Raw genomic sequence first — 20,151 nt, 5'->3', positions numbered from 1 at the left:
CTGGCCGCCCGACACAGGTCGTCCCCGGTGGTACGTCCCGCACATCGGGGCCGGACCGCCGGGCCGCCCCCCGGGCGGGCGCTGCGGCATCGGGGACGGGGAGGCGGAGTGCGGAGCATCGGTGACCTGGCGCCCGGGACCGACGCGCGGACGGTGGTGCTCGTCGAGGGGCCGAGCGACCGAGTCGCCCTGGAGACCCTCGCCGCGCGCCGCGGCCGGGACCTCGGCGCCGAGGGCGTACGGGTGGTGGCCATGGGCGGCGCGACGAACGTCGGCCACTTCCTCGACCAGCTCGGCCCGGCGGGACGCGGCCTGCGGTTGGCGGGCCTCTACGACGAAGCCGAGGAGGGCTACTTCCGGCGCGGGCTGGAACGCTGCGGCTTCGGCGTCGACCTGTCCCGGGCCGACCTGACGGCCCTCGGGTTCCACGTCTGCGTGGCCGACCTGGAGGACGAACTGATCCGGGCGGTCGGCGTCGCCGGGGTGCGGGCGGTGCTCGCCGCCGAGGGCGAGCTGCGCTCGTTCGACCTGTTCCAGCGGCAGCCGGCGCAGCGGGGTCGGGCCGTCGAGGCGCAGTTGCGCCGGTTCCTCGGCACCCGGTCCGGCCGCAAGAGCGCGTACGCGCGGCTGCTGGTGCAGGCGTTGGAGCCGGACCGGGTGCCCCGCTCACTCGACGCGGTGCTCGCCGGCGTCTGACCGGAAGCCGCGCCACTCGGGCGCCAGCACCGACCACACCTCGATGTCGATCCGCCCGGCCGGCCCTGGATAGACCTGGCGCAGCGTCCCGTCGTGACGCATGCCGAGCCGCCGGGCGGTGGCGATGCTGCGGGTGTTGTCCGGCTTGGTGCGCCACTCGACGCGGTGGATGCCGCGTTCCCGTACCGCCCAGTCGACGAGCCGGCCGACCGCCCGGCTGACCAGCCCGTGTCCCTCGCCGGCGGGCTCCAGCCAGCAGCCCGCCTCGCAGCCGCCCGACGCCACGTCGAACGAGACGAACATGACCCCGCCGACCAGGGTGCCTCGCCGCCAGATGCCCCAGATGCCGCCGGCGTCGCGCGCCCACAGGTCCGCGTAGCGCTGAAGCACGGCCCGGGCACCGGCCAGGTCGTCGACCAGGAACGAGGGCGACACCCAGGGCGCGATGTGCGTACGGGCCCGGTCGAGGTGGGCGAGGAACTCCTCGGCCCGCCAGGGCTCCAGGGGACGCAGCTCCACGTCCTCGGTCAGGGACAGGGCGAACACGGTGACCTCCGATGCAGACGGTTGAGCGGGCAATGTACCGCTATACACTCCGGGTATACGCGGTGTGTATAGTCGCCGGCATGTCGATCGGACAGACCTTCCTGGGCCTCCTCGAGGCCACCCCCCGCCACGGCTACGACATCAAACGCCTCTACGACGAGCGCTTCGGTCACGCCCGCCCGCTCGCGTACGGGCAGGTCTACGCCACCCTGTCCCGGCTGCTGCGCGGCGGCCTCGTCGAGGTGGAGGCGGTGGAGCCGGGCGAGGGCCCGGAACGCAAGCGGTACGCGATCACCGAGGCGGGCGTCACCGACGTGGCGCAGTGGCTGGCCCGGGCCGAGAAACCCGAGCCGTACCTGCAGAGCACCCTCTACACCAAGGTGGTGCTGGCCCTGCTCACCGGCCGCCCCGCCGCCGACGTGCTCGACGTACAGCGCGCCGAGCACCTGCGGATGATGCGCGAGCTGACCCGCCGCAAGCGCGACGGCGACCTCGCCGAGCAGCTGGTCTGCGACCACGCGCTGTTCCACCTGGAGGCCGACCTGCGCTGGCTGGAGCTGACCGCCGCCCGCCTCGACGAGCTGGCTGCGACGGTGCGGTCGTGAGCGCCCCGCTGCTGCTCGCCGAGGACCTGCACCGCTCGTTCGGCCCGACCCGGGCGCTCGCCGGGGCGAGCATGCGCGTCCACCCGGGCGAGGTGCTGGCCGTGATGGGCTCGTCGGGCTCCGGCAAGTCCACGCTGCTGCACTGCCTCGCCGGCATCGCCCGGCCCGACTCCGGCCGGGTCCGCTACGCCGGCCGTGACCTCGCCGCCCTGAGCGACGCCGAGCGCAGCGCGCTGCGCCGCGAGGAGTTCGGCTTCGTCTTCCAGTTCGGCCAGCTCGTACCGGAGCTGACCTGCCTGGAGAACGTCGCGCTGCCGCTGCGGCTGGGCCGAATCGGTCGGCGCGAGGCGGAGCGGCGGGCCGCCGAGTGGCTGGACCGCCTGGAGGTCGCCGAGGTGGCCGGCAAGCGGCCCGGCGAGGTCTCGGGCGGGCAGGGACAGCGGGTGGCGGTCGCCCGGGCACTGGTCACCCGGCCACGGGTGGTCTTCGCCGACGAGCCGACCGGCGCGCTCGACTCGCTCAACGGGGAGCGGGTCATGCGGCTGCTCACCGCCGCCGCCCGGGACACCGGGGCGGCCGTGGTGCTCGTGACGCACGAGGCGCGGGTCGCCGCGTACTCCGATCGGGAGATCGTGGTCCGCGACGGCCGCACCCGGGACCTGGAGGTCGCGGCGTGACGCGGCTGCGCGACCGCGCGGCCGACCTGAGCATGGGCGCGCGGATGGCGTTCACGGGCGGCCGGGACGGCTGGCTGCGGGCGGTGCTCACGGCGGTCGGCGTCGGGGTGGGGGTGGCGATGCTGCTGCTCGCCGCCGCGGTGCCCGGCGCGCTGGACGCCCGGCAGGCGCGCGGCGACGCCCGCGACGACCTGCGGATGGGCGAGAAGATCCCGGCCGCCGCGAACACCGTGCTGATCCGCCAGACCGACACCGAGTTCCGGGGGCAACCGGTGCGTGGCCGGGTGCTGCGGCCCGAAGGGCCGGCCGCGCCGGCGCCGCCCGGGGTGGCCGCGCTGCCCCGCGCTGGCGAGGTGCTGGTCTCCCCCGCCCTGCGCGACCTGCTCGGCTCCGCCGACGGCGCGCTGTTCGCCCCCCGCCTCGGCGGGGCCACGGTCACCGGCGTCATCGCCGACGAGGGGCTGGCCGGTCCCCGCGAGCTGGCCTACTACCTGGGCAGCGACACCCTCGCCGCCGACGACGCGACCCGGCTGGACGCGTTCGGCGGCGGGCTGCCCGGCGAGGCCTTCGACCCGGTGCTGGTGGTGCTGGTGGTCGTCATCTTCGTGGTCCTCCTGCTACCCATCGCCGTGTTCCTGGGCGCGGCCGTGCGGTTCGGCGGTGAGCGGCGCGACCGGCGGCTGGCCGCGCTGCGGCTGGTCGGCGCCGACGCCGCGGTGGTCCGCCGGATCGCCGCCGGGGAGGCCGCCGCCGGCGCCCTGCTCGGCGTCGCGGCCGGCGGCGTGCTCTTCGCGCTCGGCCGGCAGGTGGTGCCGCTGGTCACCCTCATGGACCTCAGCGTGTACGCCGCCGACGTGCGCCCGCCGCTGCCGCTGGTGGCCGCCGTCGCGCTGGCGGTGCCGGCGCTCGCCGTCGTGGTGACGCTGGTGTCGATGCGCGCCGTGCTGGTCGAGCCGCTCGGTGTGACCCGGCGGGCCACGCCGGTGCGCCGGCGGCTGGTGTGGCGGCTGCTGCTGCCGGCCGCCGGGCTCGGGCTGCTGCTGGCCGGCGCGGCCGGGGTCGCGCCGCTGGGCGGCGAGCGGCAGACCGCCGCCGGCGCCGTGCTCCTGCTGGCCGGCGTGGTCACCCTGCTCCCCTGGCTCACCGACCTGCTCGTACGCCGGCTGCGCGGCGGCCCGGTCGCGTGGCAGCTCGCGGTGCGCCGCCTCCAGCTCGACAGCGCCGCCTCCGCGCGGCTGGTCAACGGCATCGCGGTCGCCGTGGCGGGCACCATCGGATTGCAGATGCTCTTCGCCGGCGTCGCCGGCCGGTTCACCTTCGACACCGGCCAGGACACCTCCCGGGCCCAGGTGCAGGTGCAGTTCTTCCCGCGGTCGGACGCGGCGGCGGGGCTGGACCGGCTGGCCGACGCGCCCGGGGTCACCGCCAGCCACGCCACCCTGACCACCCAGGTCACTGCGGCTAGTGGGGGGTACGGCACGCTGCGGATCGGCGACTGCGCGGCGCTGGCCGAGTTCGCCCGGCTCGACCGGTGCGCCGACGGCGACGTGTTCCTGGTCCGGGACGCCGAGGGCCAGCCGGCCGGCATCGGGCCGGGCGCGACGGTCGCGGTCGCGGGCGTCGACGGGGTGACCTGGCAGGTCCCCCGCACCACCCGGGAGGCCCCCGTCCGCGCCGACCCGTCCGGCTACCAGCAGGCCGGCCTGCTGGTCACCCCCGGTGCGGTCGACGCCGCCCGGCTGGGCCCGCTGGGCGCGGACGCGTACCTGCGGCTCGCGGCCGACCAGCCGGACGCGGTGGAGCACGTCCGCAACGCCGCCGCCGGCGTCGACCCGTACGCCTCGGTGCTCACGCTGACCGAGAACCGCCAGGCCAGCCAGTTCGTCAACGTCCAACGCGGCCTGTACGTCGGCGCGGTGGTCACCCTGCTGCTGATCGGGGCCAGCATGCTGGTCGGCGTGCTGGAGCAGCTGCGGGAGCGCCGCCGGCTGCTGGCGATGCTGGTCGCGGTGGGCACCCGGCGCTCCACGCTGAGCTGGTCGGTGCTGTGGCAGAGCGCCGTTCCGGTGGTGATCGGGCTCGCCCTGGCGGTGGTGTTCGGCCTCGCCCTCGGCGCGGTGCTGCTGCGCATGGTGCAGACGCCGGTCACGGTCGCCTGGCCGGCGCTGGGCATCTCCACCGGCCTCGGGGCGGCGGTCGTGCTGCTGGTCACCGGGCTCAGCCTGCCGGTGCTGTGGCGGCTCACCCGACCCGACGGCATCCGCACGGAGTGATCCTCCGCCGGGTGCACCGCGGTGCGCCCGGCGGCGGCGCCGGCCGGCCGGCTACGGCGACTCGACGCGGGCGAGCAGCTCGGCGAGGTGCACGGCCCGTACGGCCGACCGGCGCCGGCGCAGCCCCGTGCGCAACTGGCGCAGGCAGCCCGGGTTGACGGCCACCACCAGGTCGACGCCGGCGGCCTCGATCTCGTCGAGCTTCGCGTCCAGGATCCGCCTGGAGTCCTTCGGCCGCAGCAGGGAGTACGTGCCGGCGGCGCCGCAGCATGCGGCCGCCGAGGGCAGCTCGACGTAGTCGGCGACCTGGCGCAGCAGCGTCCGGGGCTCGGCGAAGACGCCGAGGCCGTTGCGCAGGTGGCAGGAGTCCTGGAGGGTGACCCGGGCGCGTCGGCCGCCCACTCGCAGTTCCGCCCCGGCGGGCCGGTCGGCGAGCCAGGTGGACAGCTCGCGCACCCGGTCCCGGCCGAGCACGGAGGCGAGGTGCGCGGCGCAGCCGCCGGAGGTGGTGACGATGGTGCCCGGCAGGTCCGCGCCGAGCCGCTCGGCCAGCCGCTCGCCCCCGGCCAGGTCGCCGTTGTGCGCGTGCAGCGCGCCGCAGCAGCCCTGCGCGGTGGGGACGGCCAGCTCGGGGGCGAGCGCGCGCGCCGCCCGGCTGACCGCCGGGTAGAGGCCCCGCTCGACGCAGCCCAGCATGAGCTGCGCGCCCGCCCCGCCTGCGGCGGCGGATCCGGGGGCCGCCGCCGGCGCGGGTGCCGCACCCGAGGCCGGCGCGCTCAGGGCCGACGCGGCCGGGGCCGACGGGGGCGGGGCCGGGGTGACGGCGCGGCCGCGGGCGGCGCGGCGGACGAGGCCGGACAGCCGCAGCAGCCACCGCTGCTCGACCAGCAGCATCAGCGCCCGGGCCACCAGCGGTCGCCGCCAGCCCCGCCACTGGTGCACCCGCCACTGCTCCAGCAGGCTGCCGTACTCCACCCCGGCCGGGCAGACCGGCTCGCAGGCCCGGCAGCCCAGGCAGAACGAGGACTGCTCGGCGAGGGTGCCGTCGTCCGGGGGCAGGGTGCCGTCCTGCAACGCCCGCATCAGCGTGATCCGGCCGCGCGGCGAGGACGCCTCGTCGCCGGTCATCGCGTACGTCGGGCAGGCCGGCAGACAGAACCCGCAGGAGATGCAGCGGGACAGCTGCTCCGGGTCGAACACGTCGCCGGTCATGATCCCAGCTTTCCGGGGTTGAGGATGCCCGCCGGGTCGAAGGCGCTCTTGATCCGGCGCAGCAGGGCGAGCTGGTCCTCGCCGAGGCGGGCTGCGAGGAACGGCAGTTTCGCCGCCCCCACCCCGTGCTCGCCGGTGATCGTGCCGCCGAGGTCGATGGCGGCGGCGAAGACGTCGGCGAAGGCCGCCTCGGCCCGGCGTACCGCGTCGTGGTCCTCGGCCGAGTCGAGCACGCAGGTGGGGTGCAGGTTGCCGTCGCCGGCGTGGCCGAAGGTGGCGATGGCGACGTCGTGCCGGGCGGCGATGGCGTCGATCCGGTCGACCATCTCGGCGATGCGCGGCCGGGGCACGGTCGCGTCCTCCAGGATGGTCACCCCGCCCCGGCGGGACAGCGCTGGCAGCGCGCAGCGCCGGGCGGCCAGCAGCGCCTCGGCCTGGGCGACCTCGCGGGCCGTGGTGACCTCCACCGCGCCGGCCTCGACGCAGGCGGCGCCGATCCGGTCCAGGTGGGCGGCGACGAGGTCGGGCGGGCCGTCGTCGCCGAAGAGCAGCAGGGCGCCGGCGTCGGTACGCAGCCCCAGGTGGGCGAAGTCCTCCACGGCGTCGATGCAGGCCCGATCGAGGAACTCCAGCGTCGCCGGCACCACCCCGGCCCGGATCACCCGGGCGACCGCCTCCCCCGCGTCGGCCAGCGTCGGGAAGTACGCGACCCCGGTGTTCGCCGACGCCGGTGCGGGCAGCAGCGCCACGGTCGCCTCGGTGATCACGGCGAGGGTGCCCTCGGAGCCGGTGAGCAGCCGGGTCAGGTCGTAGCCGGCGACGTCCTTCCACAGCCGGCCGCCGGTGCGGATCACCTCGCCGGTGGGCAGCACCGCCTCCAGTCCCAGCACGTAGTTGCGGGTCACGCCGTACTTCAGGCCGCGCAGCCCGCCCGCGCAGGTGGCGATGGTGCCGCCGACCGTGGCGACGGTCCGGCTGCCGGGGTCGGGCGCCCAGAGCAGGCCCTGTGCGGCGGCGGCGTCGGCGAGGGCGGCGCTGGTCACGCCCGGTTGCGTCCGGGCGAGCAGCTCGTCCCCGCTGACCTCCAGGATGGCGTTGAGCCGGGTCAGCACCAGCACGATCCCGCCGCGCAGCGGCACGGTTGCGGCGCACAGGTTGGAGCCCGCGCCGCGGGGCACCACGGGCACCCGGTGCCGGGTGGCGAGTGCCAGCACCGCGGCGACCTCGGCGGTGTCGGCCGGGAAGACCACCGCGTCCGGGCGGTGCGAGAACAGCGGCGTCGCGTCCCGCGCGTACGCCACGAGGTCGCCGGCCGCGTCGTGCACGTGCGACGGACCGACGATCCCGCGCAGCTCGGCGAGGACGGTCGCGGACAGCGCCATGCCCACCCTTCCCGGCGCCGGTCGCGCCTGTAGCTTTTTGCCGGCTCGCGACCGGCTGTCTGGCGACAGTTTTCACCGATCATAGAGAGCCGGAGGGGCCGGGTGAAGACGGCGGGCCGCCCGGCCCACGTCCGGGTCACCGCACTCGCCGCCCGCTGCGCACCCGGCGCCGACGGTCCGGATCGGGCCGGCCGGGTCCTGGCCGTCAGCGCGGCGGCAGGTGCTCGCGCAGCGCGGCGAACTCGGCCACCGTGAGGAAGGACGGATTGGCTCCCTGCGGCTGCCGGAGCACCTCCGCGCCGGCCAGCCGCGCGTCGCCCCGGAAGGACTCCCGGGGCACCCGGTGCGCCTCGGCGAGGACCGTCAGGTCCAACGGCACCGTCCAGGCCGCGCCCGGCTCCCCCGGCACGGCGGCGGCGGCCACCAACCCCACGCCCCAGACGCCGTACGCGAGCCGGCCGCGGCTGCCACTGGCCCAGAGGACCACCGGCTGACCGGGACGCATCAGCCGGGCCCGGTAGCCGGGGCGTACGCACCAGGCCGTCACCCGCGGATCACGGGCGAAGCGGCCGGCCAGGTCGACCCGGTCCGCGTTGCCCTTGATCAGCCACGCGCCGAGGTCGTCGAGGTGCACCCGTCGGTCGGTCACCCCCTCATCCTCGCCCGGATCCCGGCCGGCCGCCCGACCGGCCGGGACCCGTCGTCAGGCGACGTGGCGCAGGTAACCCGCGACCGACGCGTCGAGGACCTCCCGGCCGGGCCGGGCCCACACCTCGGCCGAGAAGACCTCCACCTCGACCGGCCCGGTGTAGCCGGCCTCGTCCACGGCCTCCCGCAGCCGGCGCAGCTCGATGCAGCCGTCACCGGGCAGGGCCCGGCCGAGCAGCACCCCCTCGGGCAGCGGGGTGATCCAGTCGCACACCTGGAACGCGGCGATCCGCGCCCCCGCCCGGGCGATCTGCGCGTACACCGTGTCGTCCCACCACACGTGGTACGCGTCGACGACGACCCCGACCACGCCCGGGTCGAACCGCTCGGCGATGTCGAGCGCCTGGCCGAGGGTGGACACCACGCAGCGGTCGGCGCTGAACATCGGGTGCAGCGGCTCGATCGCCAGCGTCACCCCGGCCGCGGCGGCGTGCGGGGCCAGCTCGGCGATGGCGTCGGCGACCTGCCGGCGGGCGCCGTCGATGTCCCGGCTGCCCACCGGCAGCCCGCCGGAGACCAGCACCAGGACCGAGGTGCCGAGGGTGGCGGCCTCCTCGATGGCGCGCAGGTTCTCCTCCCGCCAGCCGTCGGCGGTGAAGAAGCCGCCCCGGCACAGGGACGTGACCTCGAGGCCGGCGTCGCGGACCAGCTTCGCGGCGCGGGCCAACCCGTACTCGGCCACCGGCTCCCGCCAGAGCCCGATCCCCGGCACGCCGGCCGCGACGCAGCCGTCGACCACCTCGGGCAACGGCCAGTGCTGCGACGTGGCCTGGTTGAACGAGAACCGTTCCAGCCCACTCACTGCGTCACCTCCGTTCGCGACTGCGGGGCTCGCAAACCCGGCTCACTCCTCGCACTCACAGGGCCACCTCCGTTCGCGACTGCGGGGCTCGCAAACCCGGCTCACTCCTCGCACTCACTGGTCAACCCCCGCCACTGTGAACAGCGCCCGGGCGCGGGCGGCCGCCAGGTCCGCGTCGGGCAGCAGCCCGGCGGCGTCGGCGAGGGTGAGCAGGGTGGCCAGGTGCTCCGGCGAGCGGCCGGACTGCGCCCCGCCGACCATCGTGAAGTGGTCCTGGTGCCCGGTCAGCCAGGCCAGGAAGACGATGCCTGTCTTGTAGTGCCAGGTGGGGGCCGCGAAGATGTGCCGGGCCAGGGGCACGGTCGGCGCGAAGATCCGGTCGTACGTCGCCAGCTCCCCCCGGTCCAGTGCGGCGAACGCCGCGGCGGCGGCCGGTGCGATCGCGGCGAACACCCCGAGCAGCGCGTCGGAGTAGCCGCTCGCGTCGCCCCGGATCAGCTCTGGGTAGTGGAAGTCGTCGCCCGTGTAGAGGCGTACCCCGGCGGGCAGCCGGCGGCGCAACGCCACCTCGCGGTCGGCGTCCAGCAGGGAGACCTTGATCCCGTCCACCCGGGCGTCGTGGGCCTTGATCAGCTCGACCACGGCGTCGGCGGCCTCGTCGAGATCGGCCGACCCCCAGTAGCCCGCGAGCGCCGGATCGAACATCGGGCCGAGCCAGTGCAGCACCACCGGCTCGTCGGCGACGGAGAGCAGCTCGTCGTACACCCGCAGGTAGTCCTCCGGGTTGCGGGCGGCGGCGGCCAGGTGGCGGCTGCACATCAGCACCGGGCGGGCCCCAGCGGCCCGCACGTCGTCGAGCTGCTCGCGGTAGGCGCGGGCGACCTCGGCCAGGGTGGCCGGGCCGGGCGGGAGCTGGTCCGTGCCGACCCCGGCGACGATCCGCCCGCCGACCGCGCGGGCCTCGGCGGCGCTGCGCCGGATCAGCTCGCGGGTGGCCGGATAGTCCAGGCCCATGCCGCGCTGCGCGGTGTCCATCGCCTCGGCCACCCCGAAGCCGTACGACCACAGGTGGTGCCGGAAGGCCAGGGTGCGGTCCCAGTCCAGCACGGCCGGGGCGCCGGGGACGTTCTCGGCCGTCGGATCGGCCACCACGTGCGCGGCGGCGTACGCGATCCGGCTGCTCGGCGGCCCGGCGGGGCGCGGGAAGCCTTCGCCTCCGGTCAGCCGGTACCGCCGCCCGCCGGGCAGCACCACGTCGGCCCCGCTCACAGCGCCACCTCCGTTCGCGACTGCGGGGCTCGCAGACCCGGCTCACTCCTCGCGCTCACAGGTCCAGCTCCGGGATGTCCAGGCGGGCGCCCTCACGCGCCGACCGCAGGCCCAGCTCGGCGAGCTGCACGCCGCGCGCGCCGGCCAGGAAGTCCCACGGGAACGGCTCGTTGGCGACGACGTGCCGCAGGAACGCCTCCCACTGCACCTTGAAGCCGTTGTCGAACTCCTCGTTGTCCGGCACCTCCGTCCACTGCGAGCGGAAGGGCTCGGTGACCGGCAGGTCGGGGTTCCACACCGGCTTCGGGGTGACCGCCCGGTGCTGCACCCGGCAGCTGCGCAACCCGGCCACGGCGCTGCCCTCGGTGCCGTCGACCTGGAACTCGACCAGCTCGTCGCGGTGCACCCGGACGCACCACGAGGAGTTGAGCTGCGCGACCACGCCGCCGTCGAGCTCGAAGATGCCGTACGCGGCGTCGTCGGCGGTAGCCGGGTAGGTGCGGCCCGCCTCGTCGACCCGCTGCGGCACGTGCGTGGCGGTGACGCAGGAAACGGTACGCACCCGGCCGAAGAGCTCCTCCAGCACGTACTGCCAGTGCGGGAACATGTCCACGACGATGCCGCCGCCGTCCTCGCTGCGGTAGTTCCAGGACGGGCGCTGGGCCGGCTGCCAGTCGCCCTCGAACACCCAGTAGCCGAACTCCCCGCGCACCGACAGGATCCGGCCGAAGAAGCCGCCGTCGATGAGCCGCTTGAGCTTGCGCAGCCCGGGCAGGAAGAGCTTGTCCTGCACCACCCCGGTACGCACGCCGGCGGCGCGCGCCGCCCGGGCCAGGTCGAGGGCGCCCTCGGTGTCCTCAGCCAGCGGCTTCTCGGTGTAGATGTGTTTGCCGGCGTCCAGCGCCCGGCGGATCGCCTTCTCCCGCTGCTGGGTGACCTGGGCGTCGAAGTAGATCTCGACGTCGTCGCGGGCCAGCGCCGCGCTCAGGTCGGTGGTCCAGTCGGTCAGCCCGTGCCGCTCGGCGATCTCGCGGAGCTTGGTCTCGCTGCGCCCGACCAGGACGGGCTCGGGCCAGATCGACGTGCCGTCGGCCAGGGGCACGCCGCCCTGCTCGCGGATGGCGAGCAGGGAGCGCACCAGGTGCTGCCGGTAGCCCATCCGGCCGGTGACGCCGTTGACGATGATGCCTATCGACCTGCGGGTCATGGTGTTCCTTCCCTCCGCGGGCGCCTCCGACCGGGACCGGCGGCGGGCGACCTGTTCCACGCCTGCGCCGCCGCCGGGAGGCCCCCGGCGGCGATTCTCAGGCAAGCGCTTTCCCGGGCAGCGTAGGGAACGCCTCCCTCCTCAGGCAAGGGGCTGTCCGACCCGTCTCGCGGCCTGCGCCGCCCGCCGGGCCACGCGGGCGGGCGCCGGGGCGGGGAAGCGCTTTCGCTGCGGTACGGTGACGGATGGCCGGCACCGGGGCGCGGCCGTCGAGAAACGACCGAGGGGGCGGCAGTGGCGACCCTGTCCGACGTGGCCCGGCGGGCGGGGGTCTCGCCCGCGACCGCCTCCCGGGTGATCAACGGCAGCAGCAAGCCCGTCACCGAGGAGCTCCGCGAGCGCGTGCTGCGCGCCGTCGCCGAGCTCCAGTACGTGCCGAACGCGCACGCTCAACTGCTGGCCCGCTCGCACCGCGTGGCGGTGGGCGTCATCGTGCACGACGTCTCCGACCCGTACTTCGCCGAGATCACCCGTGGCCTGCAACGGGTCGCCACCGACCAGGGCCGGCTGCTGATGATCTGCAACAGCTACCGCGACCCGGACCGCGAGCTGGAGTACGTCGAGCTGCTGCGCGGCCAGCAGGTCGCCGCGATCATCCTGGCCGGCTCGGGCTACCACGACGCCACCTTCACCCGGCTGCTCAACGAGAAGCTCGCCGCGTACGAGGCGACCGGCGGACGGGTCGCGGTCATCGGCCGGCACGAGCACTCCGGCGACGCGGTGATGCCGGACAACCGCGCCGGCGGCCGGTTGATCGGCGAGGAGCTCTACGAACTCGGCCACCGGGCGATCGGGGTGGTGGCCGGGCCGGCCGTGCTCACCACCACCACCGACCGGCTCACCGGCCTGCGGGAGTCCCTCGCCGCGCACGGGCTGAGCCTGCCCGAGCACCGCGTCCGGCACGCCGAGTTCGACCGCGACGGCGGCGTCGCCGCCACGGCCGCGCTGCTCGACGCCGACCCCGAGCTGACCGCCGTCGTGGCGCTCAACGACTCGATGGCGATCGGCGCGCTGGCGCTGCTGCGCTCCCGGTCGGTGGCGGTGCCCCGGCAGATGTCGGTCATCGGCTTCGACGACATGCCGATCGCCCGGGACGTCACCCCGGCGCTGACCACCGTCCGGCTGCCCCTGGTCGAGATGGGGGCCCGAGCGATGTCGCTGGCACTCGACCCGGGGGCCGCGGCGCCCCGCGTCGAGGTGCTGCCCGCCGAGGTGGTGCGCCGGGACAGCACCGGGCCGGCCCCCGAGGTCACCCCGGTCCGCCCACGGGCGGCGGGATCGGGCGCGTCAGCCGGCTGACGACCCTCCGGTCACCGGGACGGCCGGCCACGTGGACACCGTCGTCGGTGGCCCCGGGCATGGCGCCCGGGGCCACCTGGCGCCAGGTCGCGCGGAGGACGGCCCCCCAGATGCGCGCGGCCGTACCGGCTGCGGTCCCCCCTGCCGGCTGCTTCTCGGCGTGCGGTGCGGTGCGCGCCCTGAGCGGCTTGCGCATCCCCCGTTTCCGTCCCCCCTGTGCCGCGCCTGGCGGTCGTCGGCCGACGCGCCGACGCGGAGTCGACACACGCTGGTGCGGGTGTCCTGGAACACACTATGGTTGTCCGCTACGGTGTCACTGCCACAACAGTGGTCGGCGTGGCCAGTCAAGCACGGTCCGCCACGGCCCGCAACCATTGTGGCGGCGCAGCCCGGCCCAACCACTATGGTGGGCGTCCTCGGGTCGGATCGGGAGGGGTGTCATGGCCGACGGCGGCGAGGCCAGCGGATCGACGTCCTTCGCCGACCGGCTGCGGCACCTGTTCGAGACGCATCGCCGGCCCGGCAGCGACAGGCCCTTCTCGCCAGAGGAGGTCGCCAGGGCCACGGGGCTCTCGACGAGCTACGTCAACTACCTGCTGAGCGGCGAGCGGGACAATCCCACCCGGTCGGCGATCCAGCAGCTCGCCAACTTCTTCCGGGTGCCCCCGGGCTATTTCTTCGACACCGTGGCCGCAGACGGCGAGGGCGACCCCGACCTGGAGACGATCACCGTCCTGGCCCGCCGGATGCCGCCGGGGGCGCCCAGGGCGAGCCTACGCGCCATCGTGGAGCAGGTCGCGGCGCTGGAGGCACGCAACAAGACCTCGGGGCGCGGCCGAACGTGAGCGGGCTCCCGCCTCCGTTCACCGCAGCAGCAGGAACGTGGGGGCGGCGATGAGCGTCCCCACGACGGTGCCGGCAGCCACCTGACCGACGGTGTGGTCGCGCAGGCGTACCCGCGACCAGCCGACCAGCGCCACCACGGGCGCCGAGGCGAGCAGCGCCGGTCCGAACTCGATCACGAGCACGGCCGCCGCGCCGGCCGCCACGGCCGCGTGGATGCTGAGCTTCCACGCCAGGTTGACCACGGTCACGGCGAGGCCGAGGGCGAACATGACGACGACCATCGCCAGGACGGGGCGCGGGGCGCCGAACCCGATCATCACTGCGAGGCCCACCAGCACGGACAGCAGCCCGTACGCCAGTGGCCGCCGGCGCTGTTCCCGTCGCCTGATGTGGTGGTCGGTCAGCCGGCCCCGGCGTACGCCCCACCAGATCAGGCTGTTGGGGATGATCGAGCAGAACAGGGAGCCGACCAGGGCCCAGGCGAGGCCCACCTCGACGGGCGACGCGGCGTGCAGGCCCACGACGACGGGCATCAGCGCGGCCAGCAGCGCCGGGGCGAAGACCTCGGTGGCGGCGCGGGCGAGCAGCCTGCTGATGCGGTCGGGGCGGTCGATGACGTCGTGCACGGTCCACATTCTGCCGACCGCCCCGGGCGGCGGGCGCACCGCGGGCGTGAGCTGTCACGTTCCGCCCCGCTCGGGCGTCACAGTGTCGTCGCGCTTGGCTATGCTGCCCGCACCCGCGCCGTCGCGGCCGGCACGGGCGTGGACCGTCCGGGGTGGACGCGACGGTCGGGTGACACGACACGGGGGTCTCTCGGGCTGGCGGCCCGGCGGGGAGAGTGATGGCGGACGATGTGGCACCGACGGCGTCGGAGACAGCGGTTGTTGCGCCAGCTCGACGTGGACCTGCCGTCGCCCCTGACGGTGCGGGGCCTGGTGTCCGCGCTCGAGACCACGCGCGGTCGGCGCATCCAACTCGCCGCGATGAGCGTCGACGGGCAGGCCGGTCCCTGCGGGCTGTGGGTGGCGACCGCCGGGACCGACTACGTCCTGTTCAGTCGCGACGCGCCGCCCGTGCTGCGCGTCCAGACGATCCTGCACGAGCTGATGCACATCGCCCTGCGGCACACCGCGCGGACGGTGCCCTCCGGCGGAACGGGTGAGCCGGCGGCGGCGCACGGGGTGCTCGCCCGCTCCCCCGCCACGTTCGACGAGCAGCAGGAGCACGACGCGGAGCTGCTGGCGACGTACCTGGGGGCACGGCTCGACGGCGGCGGCGAGGACGTGGCCTTCGACGAGCTGGGCGGCGTCACGGCCGCCGTCATGCACCGCATCGCCGCGACGTTGACGGACTAGGCGGGAGATCCGGTGCTCGTCACGGTCGGTCATCTGGTCGCCGCCAGCGTCGCCGCGGTGGCGTTCCTGGTGAAGCTCAGGGCGCTGGGTCGGGATCCGGCCAACCCGAGGATCCTGGCGAGCGCGGGGATCTGCCTGGGGATGGGGGTGGCCGTCACCGCCGGGTGGGCGCCGGTGCACAGCCTGCTCGACCGCGTGTCGGGCGTGGCCAATCTCGCCAAGCTGGTGGAGCACGGCTCGGCGCTGCTCGCCGCGGCGGCGATCCAGTTCCTCTTCCTGCACCTGGGCGACCCGGGGCGGGCACGCCGGCTGATGGCGCGGCGGGGCGTGTTCCTCGCCGTCGCGTTCGGCGTGATGGTCGCGGCGTTCTCGCGGGCCGACTTCCCCGAGTCCGAGCCCCTGCACTTCGCCGAGCGGTACGGCGACCTGCCACCGGTCGGCGTCTACATGCTCGCGTTCCTGACCTGCCTCGGGGTGACGGTCGTGGACATCCTGCGGGTGTCCGCCGGCTACGCGCGCTACGCCGGCGCCCGGCTGAGGACCAGCATGCGGCTGCTCAGTGCCGGCGCGGCCTTCGGTGCGGGATTCGTCGCGCACAAGGCCCTGTTCATCTGCCTCAAGCTGGCCGGGGTGGCGCCGCCGTGGCCCGAGCCGGCCGCGACGCAGACGCTGATCACGCTGTCGGTGTCGCTGATCGGGGCCAGCTTCGTGCTGGCGACGGCCCGCAAGGCGGTCGACGGCGTCCGCGCCTGGCCGCGCCGGTACGCCACGCACCGCGACCTGCACGCGTTGTGGTACCTGCTGTACCGGGCGATGCCGACCATCGCCCTGCATCCCCCACGCCGGCCGGAGGTCGACCCCCGGTGGGCGTGGCGCCTGAGCGAACAGCTCTACCGCCGCTGCGTCGAGATCAGCGACGGCCTGCGTGCGTTGGGCCCGCTCGACGAGTCCGTGGCGGGCGCCGCCCGGCAGCGGGCGGTGGCGGCCGGCTGGAGCATCGAGCGTGCCGACGCCGCCGGTGAGGCCGCGGCGGTCCTGGTGGCGCTCCGGCGCTTCACCTCGGGGGCGACGGCGACGCGGGAGGTCGATCCGGCCCTGGAGTCGCAGAGCATGGCGGTCGCGCAGGCCGACGTGCAGGCCGACGCGAGTCGGCTGGCGCTGGTCTCGACGGCGCTCTCCGAGGAGCTGGTGCGCGCGGTCGCCGCCCGTACGCCGGACGCCCCGGCGCGCGGGCGGGAGGCGTAGGCGGGCTCAGATGATGAAGTGGGTCCAGTAGGCGAGCCAGGTGACGAAGAGCGCGCCCTGGAGCAGGGCCAGGGCGGCGGTCAGCCAGGCGTCGGCGCCCGCGTGGCGGGCCCAGCGGGCCAGCACGAGGCCGACCGGGAAGACGGCCAGCAGATAGCGCAGCAGGCTCTTGTACACCGGCGGCCCCATCGACAGCGGCACCAGGACCATGGTCAGCCCGTACACGAGATAGGGCAGCCCGAGTCGGCGGGCGCCCGCGAGCAGGACCGCCAGCACCAGCACGGCGACCCACACCCGCAGGGCGTCGCGGGGCGGGCTGCCGGTCAGGCCGTGCCACAGCACCGCCAACGGGTTCTGCACCCGGATGCCCCAACCCGTCTCCTGGGCGTGCTTGTAGGCGAACCAGTCGCCGCTCTGCCACCGGCAGAACGCCATGAACGCCAGCCAGCCGGCGGGCACCAGCGCCAGCGGCCAGCCGACGCGCACGTACGCCCACCACGCGCGCGGGCCCAGCCGGTAGCCGTGCTGCCGTAGCAGCACCAGGGCCAGCGGGAGCACGACGAGGAACCCGACCGAGCGGCTCGTCGCCAGGAAGAAGCCGACGACGCCCACGAGCAGCCAGCGCCGCCGCTCGGCGTAGTGGAAGGCGGCGAGCGCGAGGCAGAGGAACAGCGACTCGGTCAGCGCCGCCTGGAACAGGAACCCGGCCGGCAGCAGCACGAGGTAGCGGACGAACCGGCGGGCGGAGGCGTCGTCGCCGAGCAGCCGCTCGCCCAGCCGGTGGGCGTAGAAGAGCATCAGCAGGAACGCGACGTTCGCGACGAGCAGCAACGCCAGCGCGGTGTCCCCGCCCAGCAGCGGGGCCAGCGGACGGGCCAGGAACGGATAGAGCAGGGGAAAGCCGAAGTCGGGCCACGGCTCGTCGAGCGGGAGCTGCGCCAGGCGGTCGTAGAGGAAAGAGTCCCAGGCGAACCAGAGCGCGACCGCGCGGTGCCCCGAGACTGCCCGCTGCTGCTCGCGCATCATCGTCTCGTCCGGCGGCGGGGCCCAGGGCACGTCGTCGAAGGCGCTCAGCGCGAGCACCCCGAGGGCGCTGAGCACGATCTTCGTACCGAGGAAGACGGCGAGGACGAACAGCCACGGCGTCGGCATCCGGCCGGCGGCCCGCGACGCCGCCCGCCGCAGGTCGTGCCCGCGCCCGGCCAGCCGGGCCGGCAGCGTGCGCCACCGCCGGCCCGAGACGGCCCGCCCACTGTCCATCACGCGTCTCCCGGTCCGGCGGCCCGACCGGTGCCACATCCCCGTTCCGGGGCCGTTGACACGTCGGCGCGATCCCGGCGCGGAGCCGGGCGCCAGGCGCGTCGCGGGGCGTCCCGGGCGCTCCGCCCGTCGGGGTGTCCCGGGAGCGGACGGGGATCCGGGGTGAGTTCGGGCCGGTGCCGGGTAAGCGGGCCGCCTCCGGGAGGCGGAAGCAGGGGGCGACGGGCATGGGCGAAGAGCACGGCACGGTGGTCATCGGCGCGGGACCGGCGGGCCTGACCGCGGCGTACGAGTTGCTCCGGCGCGACAGCGCGGTCCGGGTGTTCGAGGCCGACGAGGTGGTGGGCGGGATCAGCCGCACCGTCGAGCGGGACGGGTGGCGCTTCGACATCGGCGGGCACCGGTTCTTCACGAAGGTGGCCCGGGTCGAGGAGTTCTGGCACGAGATCCTGCCCGACGAGGACTTCCTGCTGCGGCCCCGGATGAGCCGGATCTACTACCGGGGCGCCCTGTTCGACTACCCGCTGAGCGCGGCGAACGCCCTGCGCAACCTCGGCGTGCGGGAGGCCGCGCTGTGCATGGGCTCGTACGCGCGGGCCCGGCTGCGCCCGCCGAAGGACCAGTCGCACTTCGAGGGGTGGGTCTCGGCCCGGTTCGGCTGGCGGCTCTACTCGATGTTCTTCAAGACGTACACCGAGAAGGTCTGGGGGATGCCGGCCGACCGGTTGCAGGCCGACTGGGCCGCGCAGCGGATCAAGAACCTGTCGCTGGCCAAGGCGGTCCGCAACGCGGTGCTGCCCAGACGCAACCGCAAGGACGTGACCAGCCTGATCGAGGAGTTCCAGTACCCGAAGCTCGGCCCGGGCATGATGTGGGAACGCTGCGCCGAGGAGGTGCGCCGACGCGGGGGCCGGGTGGACACCGGCACCTGGGTGACCGCCGTGCACCGGGACCCGGAGCGCCGCCGGGCCGTCGCCGTGACCGTCAACGGGGCCGGCGGGCAGCGTACCGAGCCGGCGGAGCACGTCGTCTCCTCGATGCCCATCTCCGAGCTGGTCGCCGCGCTGCGCCCGGCGGCCCCGCCGGAGGTGCTGGCCGCCGCGGCCGACCTGCGGTACCGGGACTTCCTGACCGTCGCGCTGGTGGTGCCGGAGGAGTTCTCGTTCCCGGACAACTGGATCTACGTGCACGACCCGGCGGTGAAGGTCGGCCGGATCCAGAACTTCGGCTCCTGGTCGCCGCACCTGGTCAAGGACGGCCGCACCTGCCTCGGCCTGGAGTACTTCGTGTTCGAGGACGACGAGACCTGGCGTACGCCGGACGCCGAGCTGGTCGCCGCCGCGACGGCCGAGCTGGAGCGGCTCGGTCTGGTCCGGCCGGGGGTGGTCGAGGCCGGGTACGTGGTGCGGATGCCGAAGGCGTACCCGGTCTACGACGAGCGCTACCAGCACAACGTCGACGTGATCCGGGACTGGCTGGCGCGCGAGGTGCCCAACGTCCACCCGGTGGGCCGCAACGGCATGCACCGCTACAACAACCAGGACCACTCGATGCTGACGGCGATGCTCACCGCCGAGAACATCGCCTGCGGCACCCGGCACGACGTGTGGTCGGTCAACGTGGAGCAGGACTACCACGAGGAGTCGAGCCACGACGGGGACGGCCACCGGGGCACCGGCCGGGACGCGCCCGTCGTACCCGCCCGGCCCGCCGTTCCGGTCGGCACGACGCTCGACGGCACCGGCACCGGCACCGGCACCGGCAGCGGCACCGGCACCGCCCGGCCCGAACGGCCGGCTCACGTGCGCCTCGGCTGAGCCGCCGGCTGCGCGTTCGGCACCATCGGCGCAGGCCCGGCAGGGTTCGGCACCATCGGCGGATGCTCGGGAGGGTTCGGCACCGTCGGCGCAGGCCCGGGAGGGAAGGCCGGTGGCGTACGGCGGCGGACCGGCCCGGGCTCAGTGCGCTTCGAGGACGAAGAAGATGAAGCAGATGAACGTGGTGCGGTCCACGAGATGTGGAGGCAGGATCTCGCGCGGAGTCTCGGGAGACATGGGGGGTTCGCTGACGACCGAGAGACGGAAGCCCGCGTCGGTGAACGCAGCCGTCATCGCGTGCAGCGGCCGGTGCCAGTAGGTCAGCTCCGCGGTGTGCCCGTCGAAGGTGTACTCCTCCGACCACCGTGCGAGGGCGAAGTAGTCGGCGCCCGGGTTCACCGCCGGGTAGACCATCGGGTGGTTCACGGACAGGATGAGGCGACCCCCTGGCCTCAGGACTCGTCGCAGCTCGGCCAGGGGCGCGGTCCAGTCCTCCAGGTAGTGCAGGACCAGGGACGCGACGACGTCGTCGAACGCGCCGTCGGCGAAGGGAAGCGGCTCGCTGAGGTCGGCCACCAGCAGCGTGGCGTCCCCGCCCAGCCGCCGTCGGGCCAGCTCGACCATCGCCCGGCTGGAGTCGAAGCCGGTCACGACGGCCCCTCGCTCGCGAAGCGCCGCGGACAAGGGACCCGAACCGCAGCCGGCGTCGAGGATCCGCCGGCCGTCCACGTCCCCGGCGAGCCCGACCATCGCGGGCCGCTCGTAGTAGCCGTTGATCAGGTTGGATTCGTTGTCCGCGCTGTAGCGCTCGGCGAAGCTGTCGTAGTGGTCGGCCTTCACCAGGCTGTCTCCTCGGCATCGCGGCCGGGTCGAAAGCGCGATCCTGCCA

At 75.0% G+C, this 20,151-nt stretch carries 19 protein-coding genes; 9 read left to right on the top strand and 10 right to left on the bottom strand.

Annotated elements, in window-relative coordinates:
- Positions 1-108: 108 nt before the first annotated feature.
- Positions 109-696 carry a TOPRIM nucleotidyl transferase/hydrolase domain-containing protein gene (locus ABZ573_RS20230; RefSeq protein ID WP_151453155.1) on the top strand — a complete coding sequence of 196 codons (588 nt, stop codon included), beginning with the start codon at positions 109-111 and terminating at the stop codon, positions 694-696.
- Here the strand turns inward: ABZ573_RS20230 and ABZ573_RS20225 are convergent.
- The gene (locus ABZ573_RS20225; protein ID WP_327028706.1) at positions 667-1,242 is read right to left on the bottom strand and encodes a GNAT family protein; all 576 of its coding nucleotides are present in this window, start codon (positions 1,240-1,242) and stop codon (positions 667-669) included. The genes ABZ573_RS20230 and ABZ573_RS20225 overlap by 30 nt on opposite strands.
- Positions 1,243-1,322: 80 nt before the next feature.
- Between ABZ573_RS20225 and ABZ573_RS20220 the strand changes: the two genes are divergently transcribed.
- From ABZ573_RS20220 to ABZ573_RS20210, 3 genes are read left to right on the top strand one after another with little or no spacing between them, the layout of a single operon-like run.
- Positions 1,323-1,847, top strand: a complete 525-nt coding sequence (locus tag ABZ573_RS20220; RefSeq protein WP_151453153.1) for a PadR family transcriptional regulator — start codon at positions 1,323-1,325, stop codon at positions 1,845-1,847.
- On the top strand, positions 1,844-2,524 hold the full coding sequence (locus tag ABZ573_RS20215) for an ABC transporter ATP-binding protein (RefSeq protein WP_358119822.1): 681 nt from the start codon (positions 1,844-1,846) through the stop codon (positions 2,522-2,524). Before ABZ573_RS20220 ends, ABZ573_RS20215 begins: the two co-directional genes overlap by 4 nt.
- Positions 2,521-4,797: an ABC transporter permease gene (locus ABZ573_RS20210; RefSeq protein ID WP_358119819.1), complete on the top strand. Its 2,277-nt coding sequence runs from the start codon at positions 2,521-2,523 to the stop codon at positions 4,795-4,797. The genes ABZ573_RS20215 and ABZ573_RS20210 overlap by 4 nt, the downstream gene beginning before the upstream one ends.
- 51 nt (positions 4,798-4,848) lie before the next feature.
- Here ABZ573_RS20210 and ABZ573_RS20205 read toward each other — a convergent pair whose 3' ends face one another.
- The 6 genes from ABZ573_RS20205 to ABZ573_RS20180 all read right to left on the bottom strand — a co-directional run bounded on the left by ABZ573_RS20205 (position 4,849) and on the right by ABZ573_RS20180 (position 11,377).
- Positions 4,849-6,009: a (Fe-S)-binding protein gene (locus ABZ573_RS20205; protein WP_358119816.1), complete on the bottom strand. Its 1,161-nt coding sequence runs from the start codon at positions 6,007-6,009 to the stop codon at positions 4,849-4,851.
- Positions 6,006-7,391 carry an FAD-linked oxidase C-terminal domain-containing protein gene (locus tag ABZ573_RS20200; RefSeq protein ID WP_358119813.1) on the bottom strand — a complete coding sequence of 462 codons (1,386 nt, stop codon included), beginning with the start codon at positions 7,389-7,391 and terminating at the stop codon, positions 6,006-6,008. Before ABZ573_RS20200 ends, ABZ573_RS20205 begins: the two co-directional genes overlap by 4 nt.
- A gap of 205 nt (positions 7,392-7,596) precedes the next feature.
- Positions 7,597-8,040: a hypothetical protein gene (locus tag ABZ573_RS20195; RefSeq protein ID WP_151453150.1), complete on the bottom strand. Its 444-nt coding sequence runs from the start codon at positions 8,038-8,040 to the stop codon at positions 7,597-7,599.
- A 54-nt stretch (positions 8,041-8,094) separates the two neighbouring features.
- A complete protein-coding gene (locus tag ABZ573_RS20190) occupies positions 8,095-8,892 on the bottom strand; it encodes a sugar phosphate isomerase/epimerase family protein (protein ID WP_151453159.1) in 798 nt (265 codons plus the stop codon).
- 123 nt (positions 8,893-9,015) lie between these two features.
- Positions 9,016-10,170 (bottom strand): dihydrodipicolinate synthase family protein, encoded by a 1,155-nt coding sequence (locus ABZ573_RS20185; RefSeq protein ID WP_151453149.1) that lies wholly within the window; start codon positions 10,168-10,170, stop codon positions 9,016-9,018.
- 55 nt (positions 10,171-10,225) lie between these two features.
- Positions 10,226-11,377 carry a Gfo/Idh/MocA family oxidoreductase gene (locus ABZ573_RS20180; RefSeq protein ID WP_151453148.1) on the bottom strand — a complete coding sequence of 384 codons (1,152 nt, stop codon included), beginning with the start codon at positions 11,375-11,377 and terminating at the stop codon, positions 10,226-10,228.
- A gap of 294 nt (positions 11,378-11,671) precedes the next feature.
- Between ABZ573_RS20180 and ABZ573_RS20175 the strand changes: the two genes are divergently transcribed.
- Entirely contained in the window at positions 11,672-12,736 is a 1,065-nt protein-coding gene (locus ABZ573_RS20175) for a LacI family DNA-binding transcriptional regulator (RefSeq protein ID WP_151453147.1), read from the top strand.
- 440 nt (positions 12,737-13,176) lie between these two features.
- Positions 13,177-13,581, top strand: coding sequence for a helix-turn-helix domain-containing protein (locus ABZ573_RS20170; protein WP_327028712.1), 405 nt, complete (start codon positions 13,177-13,179; stop codon positions 13,579-13,581).
- Positions 13,582-13,599: 18 nt separating this feature from the next.
- Here ABZ573_RS20170 and ABZ573_RS20165 read toward each other — a convergent pair whose 3' ends face one another.
- Complete coding sequence (locus tag ABZ573_RS20165; protein WP_151453145.1) at positions 13,600-14,208, bottom strand: phosphoesterase PA-phosphatase; 609 nt, start codon at positions 14,206-14,208, stop codon at positions 13,600-13,602.
- Positions 14,209-14,466: 258 nt separating this feature from the next.
- On the opposite strand from ABZ573_RS20165, the gene ABZ573_RS20160 reads away from it, so the two are divergent.
- Together ABZ573_RS20160 and ABZ573_RS20155 are read left to right on the top strand one after the other, a co-directional pair.
- Complete coding sequence (locus ABZ573_RS20160; protein ID WP_358119806.1) at positions 14,467-14,940, top strand: hypothetical protein; 474 nt, start codon at positions 14,467-14,469, stop codon at positions 14,938-14,940.
- Between the two features lie 12 nt (positions 14,941-14,952).
- On the top strand, positions 14,953-16,185 hold the full coding sequence (locus ABZ573_RS20155) for an MAB_1171c family putative transporter (RefSeq protein ID WP_358119803.1): 1,233 nt from the start codon (positions 14,953-14,955) through the stop codon (positions 16,183-16,185).
- A 6-nt stretch (positions 16,186-16,191) separates the two neighbouring features.
- Here the strand turns inward: ABZ573_RS20155 and ABZ573_RS20150 are convergent, their stop codons facing one another.
- Positions 16,192-17,445, bottom strand: coding sequence for a hypothetical protein (locus tag ABZ573_RS20150; RefSeq protein ID WP_327028714.1), 1,254 nt, complete (start codon positions 17,443-17,445; stop codon positions 16,192-16,194).
- A 227-nt stretch (positions 17,446-17,672) separates the two neighbouring features.
- Here ABZ573_RS20150 and ABZ573_RS20145 point away from each other — a divergent pair, with 227 nt between their 5' ends.
- Positions 17,673-19,262 (top strand): NAD(P)/FAD-dependent oxidoreductase, encoded by a 1,590-nt coding sequence (locus ABZ573_RS20145; protein WP_358119799.1) that lies wholly within the window; start codon positions 17,673-17,675, stop codon positions 19,260-19,262.
- Between the two features lie 141 nt (positions 19,263-19,403).
- On the opposite strand, the gene ABZ573_RS20140 is transcribed toward ABZ573_RS20145, so the two are convergent.
- Complete coding sequence (locus ABZ573_RS20140; protein WP_151453140.1) at positions 19,404-20,102, bottom strand: class I SAM-dependent methyltransferase; 699 nt, start codon at positions 20,100-20,102, stop codon at positions 19,404-19,406.
- Positions 20,103-20,151: the final 49 nt, after the last annotated feature.

Source organism: Micromonospora sp. NPDC007220 (assembly GCF_040634035.1).
In the GTDB taxonomy this organism is placed as follows: domain Bacteria; phylum Actinomycetota; class Actinomycetes; order Mycobacteriales; family Micromonosporaceae; genus Micromonospora; species Micromonospora reichwaldensis.
The sequence above is the reverse complement of the archived record's forward strand: the minus strand, read 5'-3'. Positions and strand labels throughout refer to the sequence as shown.

What these genes read in the sequence shown, in the direction of transcription:
- ABZ573_RS20150 (WP_327028714.1), bottom strand. Translation starts at nt 17,445, where the DNA reads ATGGACAGTGGGCGGGCCGTCTCGGGCCGGCGGTGGCGCACGCTGCCG.
- ABZ573_RS20205 (WP_358119816.1), bottom strand. Translation starts at nt 6,009, where the DNA reads ATGACCGGCGACGTGTTCGACCCGGAGCAGCTGTCCCGCTGCATCTCC.
- ABZ573_RS20220 (WP_151453153.1), top strand. Translation starts at nt 1,323, where the DNA reads ATGTCGATCGGACAGACCTTCCTGGGCCTCCTCGAGGCCACCCCCCGC.
- ABZ573_RS20200 (WP_358119813.1), bottom strand. Translation starts at nt 7,391, where the DNA reads ATGGCGCTGTCCGCGACCGTCCTCGCCGAGCTGCGCGGGATCGTCGGT.
- ABZ573_RS20170 (WP_327028712.1), top strand. Translation starts at nt 13,177, where the DNA reads ATGGCCGACGGCGGCGAGGCCAGCGGATCGACGTCCTTCGCCGACCGG.
- ABZ573_RS20180 (WP_151453148.1), bottom strand. Translation starts at nt 11,377, where the DNA reads ATGACCCGCAGGTCGATAGGCATCATCGTCAACGGCGTCACCGGCCGG.
- ABZ573_RS20145 (WP_358119799.1), top strand. Translation starts at nt 17,673, where the DNA reads ATGGGCGAAGAGCACGGCACGGTGGTCATCGGCGCGGGACCGGCGGGC.